The organism is Brevibacterium limosum (assembly GCF_011617705.1).
Taxonomy (GTDB): Bacteria; Actinomycetota; Actinomycetes; order Actinomycetales; family Brevibacteriaceae; genus Brevibacterium; species Brevibacterium limosum.
On sequence record NZ_CP050154.1, the window covers coordinates 3,921,387 to 3,935,305 of the forward strand.

Here is a 13,919-nt window from a genome sequence, read left to right on the forward strand (position 1 = left end):
ATGAGCGACGTCATCGCCGACCTCACCCGCAGCATCGAAGGAACCGTCGACGCCTCGGCCAGGCGTCTGGCCGAATACGCCGTCGATGCCTCGAACTACCGAGTGGTGCCGCAGGTCGTGGCCTTCCCGAAGACCACGGCCGATGTCGACACGATCCTCGACGTGGCCAGGTCCCATCGCGTTCCGATCACCTCCCGCGGAGGCGGCACCTCGCAGGCGGGGAACTCGATCGGGCCCGGCATCGTCATCGACTTCTCCCGCCACCTGAACAGGATCCTCGACATCGATCCGGTGGAGAAGACCGCCCGGGTTGAGCCCGGGGTGCTCATGAGCGAGCTGCAGAAAGCCGGGAAACCGCTCGGGCTGACCTTCGGTCCCGACCCTTCGACGAAGAACCGGGCCACGATCGCGGGCATGATCGGCAACAACTCCTGCGGCCCACACGCGATCTCGGCCGGCCGCACGGTCGACAACATCGTCGAGATGACGGTCATCGACGGAACCGGGCGGTCCCTTCTCGCCGGAGCCGGACTCGGTCCCGTGCCCGGACTCGCCGAGGTGGCCGGCCGTCATCTCGGAGTCATCCGCACCGAATTCGGCCGGTTCAGCCGCCAGGCCTCGGCATACGCCCTCGAACACCTGCTGCCGGAGAACGGCCCGAATCTCGCGAAGTTCCTCGTCGGCAGCGAAGGCACTCTGACGACGATCACGGAGGCGGTCGTCAGCCTCGGCGATCTTCCGAATTCACCGACGGTGCTGGCTCTGGGCTATCCGCACATGTTCGATGCCGCCGATGCCGTCCCCCGGGTCCTGCCGCACGGTCCGCTCGCCGTCGAGGGCATCGATTCGCGGCTCATGGACATGGTCCGGGCGAACAAAGGCAAGAACGCGGTCCCCGAACTGCCGGAGGGGAGAGGCTGGCTGCTCATCGAGGTCGCCGGTGACACTCCCGCCGAGGCGGTCGCCAATGCCCAGATCATCGCCGCTGATTCGGGCACCGACCACTACCGCATCATTCCCGCGGGCAAGGAGGCGAGCACACTGTGGGGCATCCGCGCTGATGCCGGCGGACTGGCCGGGCGCACCGAGGACGGTGAACCGGCCTGGACGGGGTGGGAGGACGCCGCCGTCCCTCCCGAAGTGCTCGGAGACTACCTGCGCGACCAGGAGGAACTCATGAGCTCCTACGGAGTGCGCGGTCTGCCCTACGGTCACTTCGGTGACGGCTGCGTGCACATGCGCACGGACTTCCCCTTCGACCGACCCGACGGCACCCAGGTCTTCCACGACTTCGTCATGGAGGCCGGTCGCCTCGTCACGAAGTACGGCGGTTCGGCCTCCGGTGAGCACGGCGACGGGCGCGCCCGCTCCGAGCTGCTCGGCATCCAGCACTCGGAGGAGGCGATCGCGGCCCTCGGTGAGGTCAAACAGCTCTTCGATCCGCAGAATCTCCTCAATCCCGGCATCATCGTCGATCCGCTGCCGATCACCACCGATCTGCGTCGCCCGCAGGCGATCTCGATCGGAACCGCCGGCGGCTTCTCCTTCGCTCACGACAAGGGCAGCTTCACCGATGCTGTCCACCGCTGTGTGGGTGTCGGCAAGTGCCGGGCCGACACCTCCGGGTCCGGCGGGTTCATGTGCCCCTCGTATCTGGCGACCAAGGACGAGAAGGATTCCACTCGCGGTCGCGCCCGGGTGCTCCAGGAGGTGACCAACGGGGGACTCTTCAACACCTGGGACAGCGCCGAGGTGGCCGAATCCCTCGACCTCTGCCTGAGCTGCAAGGCCTGTTCGTCCGATTGTCCGGCCGGGGTCGACATGGCCCAGTACAAGTCCGAGGTCCTCCACCGCACCTACCGCGGACGGCTGCGTCCGGTCTCTCACTATTCGCTCGGCTGGCTGCCGACCTGGGGCCGTCTCCTCACCGCGATCCCCGGCGTCAGCACCCTGGCGAACGCGGCGCTGGAATTCCGTCCCCTGGCCAAACTGGTGCTCGCCGGCGGTGGGATGGACGCCCGACGGAAGATGGTCCGATTCAACGAGCAGCGGTTCTCCCGATGGGCGAAATCCCGCGTCTCCCCCGCCGAGGCACGTGATGCCTCGGCCGCCGATCGTGATGCTCTCGTCGCCGACGAGTACGTCAGCAGTTCGCGGGAAGGCAGGAAGCAGGTGCTGCTGTGGGCGGACTCCTTCACCGAATACCTCTCCGATGCCGGAGCCAGGACGGCCGTCGACCTGCTGGAGAAGGCCGGGTTCGAAATCGTGCTGCCGGACCGGCAGGCCTGCTGCGGGCTCACACTCATCTCGACCGGTCAGCTCGATGCGGCTCGGAAGAAGCTCGAGTCGACGATGGAGATCCTCGAGCCCTATGCCCGCAAGGGCATCCCGATCGTCGGCATCGAACCCAGCTGCACCGCCGTTCTGCGCAGCGACCTCGGCGATCTCTTTCCCGATGACGAACGCGCCCGGCTCATCGCGGCCGCGACCTCGACGCTGGCCGAGGTCCTCGTCGACACCGAGTTCGACGTCCCCGACCTCACCGGCCGCACCATCGTCGTCCAACCGCACTGCCACCAGCATTCGGTGATGGGATTCGCCGCGGACCGGAAGCTCATCGAACGAACCGGAGCGACGGTGCGCGAGCTCGCAGGTTGCTGCGGCCTGGCCGGCAACTTCGGCATGGAGGCCGGCCACTTTGAGACTTCCGTGGCAGTGGCCGAGAACGCGCTGCTGCCGGCCCTGCGCGACGCCCCAGCGGATTCGATCTATCTGGCCGACGGCTTCTCGTGCCGGACCCAGGCCGCAGACCTCGCCGAGGTGCACGGCATGACTCTGCCCCAGCTGCTCACGGGGACGGCATCGACATCCGGCCACTCGGCCCGCGCGCATCGACTGCCTGAGGCCGTCGATGCGTGAACCGGTCCGATCTGTGAGCACAGACCGGCGAACCACGACAGCAGTGAGGAAACGATGACCGAGGACAGAACCGCAGGGCCGCTGTCGGGCGTCACAGTGCTCGAGCTCGGCGTATTCATCGCCGGCCCCTATGCGACGATGCAGCTGGCCGACATGGGTGCCCGCGTCATCAAGATCGAACCGCCGGGCGGCGATCCGATGCGCGCCTCGGGGCCGTTCGTCGACGGCGAGTCGAGCCCGTTCATTCGGCTCAACCGGAACAAGGAGTCGATCGTCCTCGATCTCAAGTCCGAGGTCGGCAGGACAGGGCTGCACACTCTGCTGAAAGAGGCCGATGTCCTCGTGGAGAACATGCGACCCGGAGCGTTGAAGAAGATGGGGTTCGGTTACGAGGACCTGCGCAGCGAGCATCCCGGGCTCGTCTACGCGTCCGCCTCCGGGTGGGGTCAGGACGGGCCCCTGTCGCCCCTGGCAGGACTCGACATCATGGCCCAGGCCAGGTCGGGACTGATGAGCATCACCGGGTTTCCGGATCAGCCGCCGGCGAAGGTCGGGGTCCCGATCTCTGATCTGTCGACCGCCCTCTATGTGGCGCTCGGCATCGTCTCGGCGCTCTATGAGCGCAGGGAGTCAGGGACAGGTCAATACCTCGACGTCTCCCTGTTCGAGTCCGCGGTGTCGTTGGCGGTGTGGGAGGCCGGCGGCTACTTCGGGGCCGGGGCCGTGAGCGGTCCCAACGGTTCGGCTCATCAGGCGCAGGCACCCTATCAGGCGATCGAGGTCGGGGACGGCTTCGTCACCATCGGCGCGAACACCCCGGCCACGTGGACCAGGTTCTGTTCGGCTTTCGCCCTCGCCGATCTCGAGAACCATCCGAGGTATGCCGAGCCCGCGCTCCGGTTCGCCAACCGCGAGGCGCTCATCGCCGTCATCGAGGACCGGCTGCGCCACCGCACCATCGCCGAGGTGGTCGAGGAGATGAATCGTGTGGGCGTCCCCGCCGCTCCGATCAACGACTACGAACAGGTCTTCACCGACGATCATCTCCAGCAGCGGAACTTCTTCTGGACCTCGCGGCACCCCCGCCTCGGCGAGGTCACGCAGCTGGGCAATCCGATGCGGTTCTCGCGCTCGCGAATGACAGAAGGACCGGCCGGACCGTCATTGGGTGCGGACACGGAACGGGTGCTCGCCGAGTTCGCTGAGTCCGCAGACGCCGAGGCCGGTCCCGAGACCGACACCACCGCAAAGGAGGGACAGACATGAGCGATGAGGTGCTCACCGAGGTGACCAGACGCAGTCTCCGGGTGACCTTCAACCGCCCGGAGGCTCGGAACGCGATGACGTTCGAGATGTATCGGAAACTCGCCGAGGCGGCCGCCCAGGTCGATGCCGATGACGAGTTGCGCGCCTTAGTGCTGCGCGGAGCTGGTGGTCGGGCCTTCGTCGCCGGCACCGACATCGCGCAGTTCCGCGGGTTCACCGGTGAGGACGGAGTCGCGTACGAGCAGCGCATCGACGAGGTGCTCGGAGCGCTGGCGGCGGTGCACAAACCGGTCATCGCCGTCATCGACGGACACTGCGTGGGAGGCGGACTCGGCATCGCCTGCTGCGCCGATGTCCGCATCGGCTCGGCCACCTCGTCGTTCTCCGTCCCCATCGCCCGCACCTTGGGCAACACGCTGTCGGCAAATACTCTGCGGAGGCTGGTGCGCGCCTTCGGCGAACCGCGGACGGCGTCGATGCTCATGACCGCGCGGAAGGTCGACGCTCAGGAGGCGCTGGACTCCGGGTTCCTCACCTCGCTCGCCGAGGATCTCGACTCCGAGGCGGAGGCCCTCATCGACAGGGTAGTGACAGGGGCGCCGCTGACGCAGTGGGCGATCAAGGAGAACCTGCGCCGGCTGAGCGCAGGAGAACCCGTCGACGATTCCGACGTCGTCTCCACTGTCTACGGCAGTCGGGACTTCGCAGCCGCCGTCGAGGGCTTCCTCACGAAGACCCCCGTTGAGTGGACTGGGGAGTAGACGCCGACCCGCGCGACGCTCGATGGGACATCGCCTCGATTGCAGTCGTCCCTGTGATATTCGGGTCGTTCGGCATGTGGCCCCACCGGTGCAGAACTGCAGCTGGCTTCGGTAGGACTACGAGTCGCTCTCTCCGACAACGCCGGAATGCCGTGTGAGCACACTCATCATGTGGTCGCGCGCCCGCTCGATCCCGCTCAGCGCAGTGCTGCGGATGACGACCTCATCACGAGTCATGATCGCGTCGACCAGACGGCCGTGGTTGACCGCCTTGTAGGGACGCCCGAGTTCTCTGCGGAGGTTGAGACAGCGTTCGATCTCCTCATGCATCGCCCGCACCGTCGTCGCCAGCAACGGGATGCCGGAAAGTTCGGCAATGCGCACATGGAGCCTGCTGTTGCGCTCATTGAGCACGAGCTTCTCGACGTCCGGGTCCGTGCTCAGTGCGCTGAGTTCCTCGAGCTCGGTGAGCTCTTCCTCTGTGGTTCTCTGCGAGGCGATCACCGCCGCCTCGGGCTCGACAAGGGTCCGCAGAGTGTAGAGGTCGTGGATTTCGCCGAAGTCAAGTGGTTTGACGAAGGTTCCCCGCTTCGGAAGTACGACGACGAGCCCCTCTCGGCGGAGGTTGTTGATCGCCTCTCGCACCGGGGTACGACTCATCTCGTACTGTTCAGCGAGGGCCGAATCCGACAGAACCCTCCCCGGGCGCAGCCGTGCTTCGATGATGTCCCTCTTCAACCGGACATAGGCCCGATCGGCCATTGACTCCTTCGAAGCCATCGAACACCCACTTCCGCTCTCGGGTCCCAACCCGCGTGTTCGCTGAGGGTTGACTTCACCTACTTTCGAACTCTAGCATTCCTGTTATATATTTCATGTACGTAAGTTGGATGAAACAACTTTGCTGCCAGTCCTCGACGAGGACCTCACCACAACGACGTGCCACGAGTCCACGACCCGCAGGAGGGCCTTCATGACACCCCGAACCGTCGACGCTGATCCGGGAATCAACCCTGACAACCGCTTCTACCGAGCACTCAGTGCGATCGAACGCGCGGGAAACCGACTGCCTCACCCGTTCTGGCTCTTCGCCATCCTCTGCCTCCTGCTCGGAATCACAAGCGCAATCATGTCTGGGCTCGGAGTCTCCGTAGTCCTGCCGGCCGACGGATCGACAGCTCAGGTCAAGAACCTGTTCTCGATCGACGGCGCCCTCTTCGCCATCGAGAACGCTCTGACGAACTATGCGACGTTCCCGCCGCTGGCGATGATCGTCGTCGTCCTACTCGGCGTGAGCATCGCCGAGCGCAGCGGAATGCTCACCGCGCTGCTGCGAGTCACGGTCGGACGCCTGCCGAGAGCATGGCTGACCTTCTCTATCGCCTTCGCTTCGATGATCGCGCATGTGATGTCGGATTCCGCCTACCTCGTGATGATTCCGCTCGGCGCACTGGCGTTCAGAGCCGCAGGACGCAGTCCGCTGCTGGGCCTCATGGTCGCCTATGCGGCCACTGCTGTCGGATTCAACGCCAGCCCGCTCGTCACACCCTCTGATGCGATCCGCGCGTCCCTGTCGATGGCTGCCTCGCACATCGTCGACGAGGACTACGTCGTCACGCCCTTCGCGACCTACTTCTTCACGGCGGCCTCATCGGTGATCCTCTCGATCACGATCGCCGTCGTCGTCGACAAGCTGCTCACCCGTCGCCCGGAATTCTCTCCGAGTCGCTTGGACGCCGACTTCGCCGTCTCCGACAAGCTGTTCAACACCGATCCGACGATGCAGGCAGGCGGCTCGGTGAGCCTGCGCGCAGAGGAGCGTCGGGGACTCATCGTGTCAGCCGTCGTCTTCGCCATCGCGGCAGTCGGCATCGCACTGATGCTCATGCCCGGCTCTCCGTTCCGCGGTGAGGGCGGCAGCATCGTCCAGTCGCCCGTCCTCAAGAACATCGCGATCTTCATCGCCACCGTGTTCGGTCTGCTCGGAATCGTCTATGGCCGGATCACGAAGTCGATTCCCACCCTCGGCGATGTGCCGCCTGCGATGGCCGAGGGCATCCGAACGCTGGCACCGGTGCTCGTACTGTTCTTCGTCGTCGCGCAGTTCCTCGCCTACTTCGAGTGGACCAATATCGGGTCGGTCATCAGCGTCAATGGTGCTGAGCTGTTCAAGCAGCTCAGTGCCCCGCACCTCGTGCTGCTGCTGCTCATCGTTGTCGCCATCTGCATACTCAACATGCTCATCACCAGCGGTTCGGCGATGTGGTCGATTCTCGCACCCGTCCTCGTCCCGCTGGTCATGTACATCGGCATGCGTCCCGAATCGGCAATGGTCGCGTTCATGATCGGCGACTCGGTGACCAACTGCCTGACACCGCTCAATGGCTACTTCGTCCTCGCTCTCGGATATGTCCAGCATTTCCGCAGAGGCGCCGGCGTCGGCACGATGCTGTCGTTCACCCTTCCGCTCGCCGTCGCGGTGCTCATCGTATGGACGACGTTCTTCGTCCTCTGGTACCTCATCGGGATCCCTCTCGGTCCGGGTGTACCTGTGCGCTGACCTCGCCGCTTGTGGTGCCGACCGAACAACTGCTGTAACAACGAAAGGAACAGAGACATGGGAACGATCGCCGTCATCGGTGCAGGCAACGTCGGACAGACGATTGCCGGACACATGACACTGAAAGGGCATTCGGTTCGGATGTACTCGGTATGGGACCGAGAGTTCGATCCGATCCGCGACCGAGGAGGTATTGAGCTCTTCGGAGATGTCGAAGGCACGGCGATGCCGGCGTTGCTCACCACCGACATCGAGGCCGCCGTGGCCGGTGCCGAGGTCATCGTGGTGGCGGCACCTGCCTTCGCTCATCCTGGGCTTTCGGCATCCCTGGCACGGGTTCTCACTCCGGAGCAGCTCGTCGTCTTCCAACCCACGGTGCTCGGCAGCGGTGTCGAACTATCCCGTCAGTTCGCCCTGGAGAATCGTCGACCCAGCCTTATCGCGGAAAGCGCGACGAGCCTCTACACATGCCGACTCAAGGAACCAGCCCGGGTGTTCGTGGGCGCTGTCAAGGACTCGATACGGATCTCGAGCCTGCCCAACAGCCGGACGCAGGAAGTGATCGACCGCTTGACTCCTTTCTTCGGGGAGCACTATGTCGCGGCCGTAGACAGTCTTGCGGTAGGTCTGAGCAACTCCAACCCGATCTATCACGTTCCGCCGGCAGTGCTCAATTTCAAGACGGTTGAGGATGCCGATCGTCTGCCCCAGCACACTCTGGTGACTCCACGAATCGCCGAGGCCATCGAGGCTCTCGATCAAGAGAGATTAACGCTGTCCTCGACTCTGCACACGGACACGACCGGATTCTGGCAGTTCCTCGCCGACGCCTATGGGGTTACCGAAGGATCGTTCGTCGACCGCGTCGTCCAAGGCTATGGTCGGCAGGCGTTTCCGGAACCGGATTCGCTGACCCATCGCTACTTCACCGAGGACATCCCCTTCGGGCTGGTCATCTGGAGCTCGATCGGGCACGAGGTGGGTGTGAAAATGCCGCTCACCGACGGATTCATCGCTATCAGCAGCGTGCTGTGCGGCGTCGATTTCAAGGAGACCGGTCGTACGGCCGACTCTCTCGGGCTCACGGGCGCCGGGGTCGATGACATTCTTGGTGTCTTTCGCCACGGGGCACCTTGAAACAACAAATGGCTATGCGGCTGTGCCGGGAACCTCAGCGAGGTTCCCGGCACAGCCGCATACCGAGATTCACCCCTCCTGGATGGGCACTTCGTCCAGCTCCCCGGTCATCTCGTCGCGGGGAACCGCCTCGGCGGAGTCCGGATCCGTCGTCACGCTGTCATCGGCGGGCATTCCGGTCAGCCTCTCGGGCCGGAGGATCTCGCCGAGCTGGTCACGCTCGAGCAGATCGTGTTCGACGACGAGGTCCGAGATCGATTCGTTCCTCGCCAGCGCCTCCTTGGCCAGCTTCGCCGCGGCTGCGTAGCCGATGACCGGGGCGAGCGCGGTGATGACGGTGACCGAGCGGTCCACCATGTCCTCGAGCCGATCCTCATTGGCCGTGATCCCGGTGACGCAGTTGACGCGGAAGGTCTGGCAGGCGCGCTCTAACCACGTGATCGACTGGAACAGCGAATGGGCGACGATCGGTTCGAAGGCGTTCAGCTGCAGCTGCCCGGCCTCGACAGCCATCGACACCGTGACGTCGGCTCCGGCCACCGAGTACGCGACCTGGGAGACCGCCTCGGGGATGACCGGATTGACCTTGCCGGGCATGATCGACGACCCCGCCTGACGGGCGGGCAGGTTGATCTCCCCGAGGCCGGCCTGCGGTCCCGACGACAGCAGACGCAGATCGTTGGCGATCTTCGACAGCTTGAGCGCACTGCGCTTGAGCGCACCCGAGAACGTGATGAAGACCCCCGTGTCCGAGGTCGATTCGACGAGGTCGCCGGCCGTGACGAGGTCAAGCCCGGTGATCTTGCGCAGATGCTCGATCACCGCTTCCTTGTACCCGACCGGGGCGTTGATCGACGTGCCGATCGCCGTGGCACCCATGTTCACCTCGCCGAGGAGGGCCACCGCCTCCTCGAGCCGCTGCACGTCCTCACGCAGGGTCACCGCGAAGGCGGTGAACTCCTGGCCGAGCGTCATCGGCACCGCGTCCTGCAGCTGGGTGCGTCCGACCTTGACGATGTGCGAGAACTCCCGACCTTTCGCCGCGAAGGCATCGGCGAGCAGGGTGAGCTCGCCCAGCATGTTCTTCAGCGAGAACGCCAGTGCGATCTTGATCGCCGTCGGGTAGGTGTCGTTCGTCGACTGACTGTGGTTCGTGTGGTCGTTCGGGTTGAGGAAGGCGTAGTCGCCCTTGGGCCGACCGGCGATCTCGAGGGCACGGTTCGTGATGACCTCGTTGGCATTCATGTTCGTCGACGTCCCCGCCCCTCCCTGGACGACGCCGACGGTGAACTGGTCGTGGAGCTTGCCGGCCTTGATCTCCTCGCAGGCGGAGTCGATGAGGTTCGCCCGCTGCTCGTCGAGGGCCCCGATCTCCGCGTTCGCCCTGGCCGCTGCCTGTTTGACGCAGGCGAAAGCGCGGATGAAATCGGGGTAGACGTTGATCGGGCGACGGGTGATCGGGAAGTTCTCGTTCGCCCGTGCCGTGTGCACACCCCAATAGGCGGTGTCGGGGATCTCCATGCTGCCGATCGAGTCGGTCTCGGTGCGGGTGGGGAGGTTCTGGCTGGTGGGGGTCTGGTTCGTCGAAGTCGGCGAGTTGAGGGGAAGAGAGGCGGTGTTGGGATCTGCGGAGGCATTCGACTCAGTCATAGTGGTTTCAGGCTGGCACACCTGCCGAGAGCTGACAAGACACGCTCACCAGTCAGCGGGAGACGCTTCCTCGATTCAGTCAAGCCCCGGCCTTAGACACCCCCGAGAACCATGTCCCGTTAGCCCCACAGTTGGATTGGCAATCGCGACAATATGAAGGCATACCCTCCACCGAGAAGATGCTGGAGCAAATCAACTTCGCTGCGCAGAACGGTCCTCTCGACACGGCCAGATCGTCTCTACTACGTCTGCGAAACGCAGTATCCTTAAGCCACCTGAACTGCACCTGTACGGGCAAACATTCGCCAGAACTTCTACACGTACTTGGGCAAGGCCGTCAAAGAAGACGTCGAATAACTAAATGCACTAGGAGTAAACCATGGTAGATCAAATTGCTCACGGTCTTGGCATAGGTCGCGGTAGCTTGTACGAATTCTCAGATGGCACAGTCGCCTATCGTCCTACTGGTTCACTCCTTCCCGCTTTCCGCGTAAATATCGCTGATGTGTCAGGCTTCTCAACCCGTCATGCGACGCCGAGGGATCGCCGGCAGTTAAAGGCAAACAACTTACAACAAGTGCTGACCGTCCATGGGCTCGGAGGCGTGCTTGCTGAAGCAGCAATGAACTATGGGACTGCAGAGCTGATCCAATCATGGTTCTGGCAAAAGCAAACAGCAATCCACAGCCAACCTCTCCCCTCGCCTGATTCTGCGGAACTCAGTTACAGCACGGCTGACGAGATAACCAAGCTAAAGGCGCTACTTGACGACGGAGTCATCACACCCCGCGACTTCAAGAAACGCAAGAAGATGCTACTGAAGAGACGATGAGGCCCAACAAAGAACCTCCTAGACGATTGATCACAAGGGACGAAGGTGCCAATTGAAACGAATGACCCTGCTGGCAATGGCAATATCCGTGGTTGTCATCACAGGTTGCACGTCTAGCCCAGCTAATGATGCCCCCAGCTCTCCGTCAGAATCGCAATCTCCTCAAGCAAAGAGTTCTCCGTCAGAATCGCAATCCACGCCGCCCGCAAGCGCAAAAAACAGCAAACCCGCAAAGAAAGCAAACAACGCACCAAAACACACTGTGCAAGCTGGCAAGAACGAAGCGCGGTTCGGAGAGGCACTCGTCTTTCCAAACAAAATCGCCGTGACCGTTGAGTTTGTCAAGTACTTCGAGATATCGGACGACGGCTACGCAATGGGAGCTGAACCTGGCGATGACGCAGGTCTGTTCAAAGTCTCGCTATACAACGGGTCGAATGCCGACTTCGACGGAAGCGTCGCCGGCATATCGGCGATCGACTACGGAAGCGGCTTGTCTACCGAAATCGTTTTCGATGAAGCCGCTGGAGCTAAAGGCGCAAGCTTTGGCAATGTAAAACCCGGCGAGACTGCGGAGATTCGGGACGGTCGCATACTCCCAAAGACGCAGCAAGAGATTTCGATTGAAGTGTTCGGAGATTCCCCTGGAACGGATCACCCCCTCGCTAAGGGAACAGTAGTTGACCGCCCGTAGGTGAAGCCGCTTCCCTTCCGAAATCATCATTGCGCACCCCGATACAGCACCGCGAGTACGCGAGAATTCGGCTTTCGCATTGCCTCACCTTCTGAGTACGGCCCGCCTCTACTTCACCGGGGGTGCCGCGTGAATTCATCTCCTCGAACGCACGGTCACAATTTCCTCTCTCCTGGCCTGTGCGAGGTGGATCTCCTGTGAGAGGTGCGCATCAAGGATAATTTGGTCACGTAGCTAACCGAGATCCTCTCTCACCCGCCTCAGGAATCAACGGCGCTTGCACCAGCCAAAATGTCCGAACGCGCCGAAGAGCAGCAGGTCAATTACTACAATGTCGGGGTTGTTGGTGGCCGTCCGGGTAACGCACTTGGCGCAATAGCAGGAGCCAGCGGCATTGAGGGTCTGTCGCACCAAACAAAGGGAAAGCTCACGCTCCACTATATTCTCGTGTTCCCCGGCCAGGCGGCAACGGAATCGAAAGAGTACATTTCTATTCTCTGGGTGGCGCCGTGCGAAGGAGAAGCGCCTAAGACGGCACTGAGGTGCCTCGTTATTAGGCCCAAACACTTTGACACTTCGACTGCTTCACTGATCGGCGAAGTAGAGAGCCGAGTGGGCCGCGCAGCGGGGGTTGAAGGGGGAAGCGCATTCGGGGCAGCCGTCGGCTGATTTGTACGTCTCGATTGTCAGTTCTGTCCGACAGTTCCCGCACAGGATGGCGGGCTGGTCGAACTTGTCCTGCGGCCATTGCTGCGCGGGATGATCTGCCGTCTCGGAGTGGCAAAGGTGGCAAGGATAGTAGCGGTCGCAGCAGGCGAAGCGGATGGCGATGATATCGAGTTCGATGGCGTAGTGGACGCACCTAGTGTGATCATCGACCGTCGGGCCGAATACTTCGGGGGTCCGCGTCATTGCTCACCCTTCCTTCCTGCGCGTCGCGACCGGGGCTAGTCCTTGTCCGATCCAGCCTAACCGTTGCGGTTCGCCACCTGGTCTGGTGATCATCCCAGTAGAGTGGAAGACCCCGAGCCGATGAGGATCCATGCCGCAGATAGACGATTACGTTCGCCCTTTCGCCGAGGTGGCGCTGAGCAACATCACCCGTGAGTATCCGTTCGCCTCCCATCATCTGGCGCGGAGTTTGGCCGACATCGTGCCCGCGGTGGAGAAGCACCCGGCGTTCGCGAACTCCTATGACTGGCATTCGAGCGTGCACATGCACTACCTGCTGGTGTCGCTGCTGGAGACCGAGGCGGCCCAGGGCGCTGGTTGGCGCGAACGCGCGATCGACGTTCTGTCTTCACACCTGAGCGAGGAAAACATGCTCGCCGAGGCTGCCTTCCTCCGTGAGAATCCCTCGTGGGAGCGGCCGTATGGCTGGGCCTGGACGGTCGAGCTCAACCGAGTGCTCAATGCCAGCGAGGTTTCGGAGTTGCGCGCGTTTGGCGCGAACACTCAAGTGCTCGCGGATACGGTCTTCGACCTTGCATCGACGTGGCTGCCGAAGGTGGCCGCGCCGGTACGGCATGGAGTGCACTCGAATACCGCGTTTGGGCTGCGCCGAATCCTCCTCGGCGCACGGGCTGCGGACAGACATGATGTTGTCGACGTCATCGCGGGAGCGGCTCGTCGCTTCTTCGCCGAGGATGTCGCGTGGAACTTCACTCAGGAGCGCAGCGGTCACGACTTCCTCTCCCCCGGCTTGTGCGAGGCCGACCTCATGGCTGAGATCCTCACCGAGGATGAGCTCACGTCATGGCTGCCGGAGTTCCTTTCGGAACTTTCTCCCGAATCGCCGGCGCTTACTCCCGTGAAAGTCCTCGACCCGACCGACGGTCAGCAGAGCCATCTCTACGGTTTAGGACTATCTGTCGCCTCGTCAGTCATGCGATTGGCGCCGCAGTTGGAGGCGCTCGCCCAGAAGACAGACCACGACGAGCTCACAGCTCAGGGCAAAGGCATGCTCACGCGAGTCGACTCACTGATGGCTCCGGGCCTCGAGGCTGCTGTCTCAGACGAGTACGTGTCTTCCCACTGGCTCGCAACCTTTGCATGGGAGGCGCTAGCCTCGAGATTTCATGATTAGGATCGACCGGATGG

Annotated in this window: 11 protein-coding genes; 8 read left to right on the forward strand and 3 right to left on the reverse strand. The window is 63.0% G+C overall.

Annotation, left to right across the window (positions count from 1 at the left end; translation table 11 throughout):
• Genes GUY37_RS17540 through GUY37_RS17550 form a run of 3 tightly spaced genes read left to right on the forward strand, consistent with a single transcriptional unit; the run spans nucleotide 1 to nucleotide 4,946 of the window.
• Entirely contained in the window at nucleotides 1-2,919 is a 2,919-nt protein-coding gene (locus GUY37_RS17540) for an FAD-binding and (Fe-S)-binding domain-containing protein (RefSeq protein ID WP_166828355.1), read from the forward strand.
• Between the two features lie 54 nt (nucleotides 2,920-2,973).
• Nucleotides 2,974-4,185 (forward strand): CaiB/BaiF CoA transferase family protein, encoded by a 1,212-nt coding sequence (locus GUY37_RS17545; RefSeq protein WP_166828357.1) that lies wholly within the window; start codon nucleotides 2,974-2,976, stop codon nucleotides 4,183-4,185.
• Nucleotides 4,182-4,946 carry an enoyl-CoA hydratase gene (locus GUY37_RS17550; protein ID WP_166828360.1) on the forward strand — a complete coding sequence of 255 codons (765 nt, stop codon included), beginning with the start codon at nucleotides 4,182-4,184 and terminating at the stop codon, nucleotides 4,944-4,946. The genes GUY37_RS17545 and GUY37_RS17550 overlap by 4 nt, the downstream gene beginning before the upstream one ends.
• Before the next feature lie 117 nt (nucleotides 4,947-5,063).
• Here GUY37_RS17550 and GUY37_RS17555 read toward each other — a convergent pair whose 3' ends face one another.
• Entirely contained in the window at nucleotides 5,064-5,708 is a 645-nt protein-coding gene (locus GUY37_RS17555; protein ID WP_166828362.1) for a GntR family transcriptional regulator, read from the reverse strand.
• Nucleotides 5,709-5,919: 211 nt separating this feature from the next.
• Here GUY37_RS17555 and GUY37_RS17560 point away from each other — a divergent pair, with 211 nt between their 5' ends.
• Nucleotides 5,920-7,506 (forward strand): AbgT family transporter, encoded by a 1,587-nt coding sequence (locus GUY37_RS17560; protein ID WP_166828365.1) that lies wholly within the window; start codon nucleotides 5,920-5,922, stop codon nucleotides 7,504-7,506.
• 57 nt (nucleotides 7,507-7,563) lie between these two features.
• The gene (locus GUY37_RS17565) at nucleotides 7,564-8,643 is read left to right on the forward strand and encodes an NAD/NADP-dependent octopine/nopaline dehydrogenase family protein (RefSeq protein WP_166828368.1); all 1,080 of its coding nucleotides are present in this window, start codon (nucleotides 7,564-7,566) and stop codon (nucleotides 8,641-8,643) included.
• A gap of 69 nt (nucleotides 8,644-8,712) precedes the next feature.
• Here GUY37_RS17565 and GUY37_RS17570 read toward each other — a convergent pair whose 3' ends face one another.
• The gene (locus GUY37_RS17570; RefSeq protein ID WP_407645413.1) at nucleotides 8,713-10,164 is read right to left on the reverse strand and encodes an aspartate ammonia-lyase; all 1,452 of its coding nucleotides are present in this window, start codon (nucleotides 10,162-10,164) and stop codon (nucleotides 8,713-8,715) included.
• Between the two features lie 508 nt (nucleotides 10,165-10,672).
• Between GUY37_RS17570 and GUY37_RS17575 the strand changes: the two genes are divergently transcribed.
• A complete protein-coding gene (locus GUY37_RS17575; RefSeq protein WP_166828374.1) occupies nucleotides 10,673-11,125 on the forward strand; it encodes a hypothetical protein in 453 nt (150 codons plus the stop codon).
• 61 nt (nucleotides 11,126-11,186) lie between these two features.
• Complete coding sequence (locus GUY37_RS17580) at nucleotides 11,187-11,819, forward strand: hypothetical protein (RefSeq protein WP_166828377.1); 633 nt, start codon at nucleotides 11,187-11,189, stop codon at nucleotides 11,817-11,819.
• Between the two features lie 585 nt (nucleotides 11,820-12,404).
• Here GUY37_RS17580 and GUY37_RS17585 read toward each other — a convergent pair.
• Nucleotides 12,405-12,731, reverse strand: a complete 327-nt coding sequence (locus tag GUY37_RS17585) for a CHY zinc finger protein (protein ID WP_166828380.1) — start codon at nucleotides 12,729-12,731, stop codon at nucleotides 12,405-12,407.
• A 130-nt stretch (nucleotides 12,732-12,861) separates the two neighbouring features.
• Here GUY37_RS17585 and GUY37_RS17590 point away from each other — a divergent pair, with 130 nt between their 5' ends.
• On the forward strand, nucleotides 12,862-13,905 hold the full coding sequence (locus tag GUY37_RS17590) for a DUF2891 family protein (protein ID WP_166828383.1): 1,044 nt from the start codon (nucleotides 12,862-12,864) through the stop codon (nucleotides 13,903-13,905).
• Nucleotides 13,906-13,919: the final 14 nt, after the last annotated feature.

Bases quoted from the DNA above. Each gene is read 5' to 3' on its own strand.
- GUY37_RS17540 (WP_166828355.1), top strand. From the start codon at position 1: ATGAGCGACGTCATCGCCGACCTCACCCGCAGCATCGAAGGAACCGTC.
- GUY37_RS17545 (WP_166828357.1), top strand. From the start codon at position 2,974: ATGACCGAGGACAGAACCGCAGGGCCGCTGTCGGGCGTCACAGTGCTC.
- GUY37_RS17550 (WP_166828360.1), top strand. From the start codon at position 4,182: ATGAGCGATGAGGTGCTCACCGAGGTGACCAGACGCAGTCTCCGGGTG.
- GUY37_RS17555 (WP_166828362.1), bottom strand. From the start codon at position 5,708: ATGGCCGATCGGGCCTATGTCCGGTTGAAGAGGGACATCATCGAAGCA.
- GUY37_RS17560 (WP_166828365.1), top strand. From the start codon at position 5,920: ATGACACCCCGAACCGTCGACGCTGATCCGGGAATCAACCCTGACAAC.
- GUY37_RS17565 (WP_166828368.1), top strand. From the start codon at position 7,564: ATGGGAACGATCGCCGTCATCGGTGCAGGCAACGTCGGACAGACGATT.
- GUY37_RS17570 (WP_407645413.1), bottom strand. From the start codon at position 10,164: ATGGAGATCCCCGACACCGCCTATTGGGGTGTGCACACGGCACGGGCG.
- GUY37_RS17575 (WP_166828374.1), top strand. From the start codon at position 10,673: ATGGTAGATCAAATTGCTCACGGTCTTGGCATAGGTCGCGGTAGCTTG.
- GUY37_RS17580 (WP_166828377.1), top strand. From the start codon at position 11,187: ATGACCCTGCTGGCAATGGCAATATCCGTGGTTGTCATCACAGGTTGC.
- GUY37_RS17585 (WP_166828380.1), bottom strand. From the start codon at position 12,731: ATGACGCGGACCCCCGAAGTATTCGGCCCGACGGTCGATGATCACACT.
- GUY37_RS17590 (WP_166828383.1), top strand. From the start codon at position 12,862: ATGCCGCAGATAGACGATTACGTTCGCCCTTTCGCCGAGGTGGCGCTG.